At 47.7% G+C, this 931-nt stretch carries 1 protein-coding gene; it reads right to left on the bottom strand.

Annotated features, from left to right (window positions below; genetic code table 11):
* Positions 1 to 416: 416 nt before the first annotated feature.
* Entirely contained in the window at positions 417 to 680 is a 264-nt protein-coding gene (locus ACLHZ1_RS20510; RefSeq protein ID WP_427263530.1) for a DUF1883 domain-containing protein, read from the bottom strand.
* Positions 681 to 931 lie beyond the last annotated feature (251 nt).

The following is a 931-nucleotide window of genomic DNA, read 5'->3' as shown; positions in this document are numbered from 1 at the left end:
AGGAGAGCGGAGCAGTGGCTCAACCTACGACCTCGGAAATGTCTCGGATTCAGGCAGCCTGTCAAGGTATTCGAAGAGTACCGTCAGGCGGCATAGGCGAGTGTCGCACTTCGAAGTTGAATTAGCGCATTCGATATGGATGGAGCTACTAGCTCCATCCCGCCCATTCAAAGTTTCTTCTTTACCTCTTCGATCAACGCATCACAGCACCCACTCACATTAATGGACAGATTATCCAGAGACCGGCCTTTAACGAGGATTGTGGGAGACTGCCCATGCTCACGGCACCTGACAGATCCAACCGATCTCTTGATACTCTGTTCAATACCAGACAGAACAGCAGCTTCGAGAGCATTCTTGAGACCACCGGGGGTTGTTTTTCGTCCGTTAATCTCATAGGTGATTTTTAGCATCAGTCATCCCTTAATAACATTGATGGAGTAACGGATATTTGCAGACCCGCCACCAAGATCTATCGTGACATTCCAGTGACCAGTTCGTGGAACCGTAATTCGCGCTGGGAAAGTCTTGTAATGACCACCGAAATACTCAAACTGGCCACCACGACGGTAGTTTTGAAAATGACGATCATCAGTAAGCATGATGTTGCTCTGGTGCGAGCAATCAACTACGACCACATCACCTTGATGCAAAAATTCTCTTGAATGAATGAAGTCCATTTACCCTCCGGATTGGTGCCGTATGGCAAAGATGAACATTGGGGGTGATCGCTATAATTTCAACCAAATAAAAACAATTCAATCAAGGAAAAAGCTGGAAAAAAAGCCGGGACACCCACCCAATCCCTTAACCATCCCCTCATATGAGCGAGGCGTGGCGCGGCTTCTGAGGTATGATCGCCATCCTTGACCAGCTAATACCCAACAGACTATCCCCATGTTTAACCACGAACTAATCCTCAACCACATCG

The organism is Aeromonas sobria (assembly GCF_050266975.1).
Lineage (GTDB): Bacteria > Pseudomonadota > Gammaproteobacteria > Enterobacterales > Aeromonadaceae > Aeromonas > Aeromonas sobria_B.
The sequence above is the reverse complement of the archived record's forward strand: the minus strand, read 5'-3'. Positions and strand labels throughout refer to the sequence as shown.

What these genes read in the sequence shown, in the direction of transcription:
- ACLHZ1_RS20510 (WP_427263530.1), bottom strand. Translation starts at nt 680, where the DNA reads ATGGACTTCATTCATTCAAGAGAATTTTTGCATCAAGGTGATGTGGTC.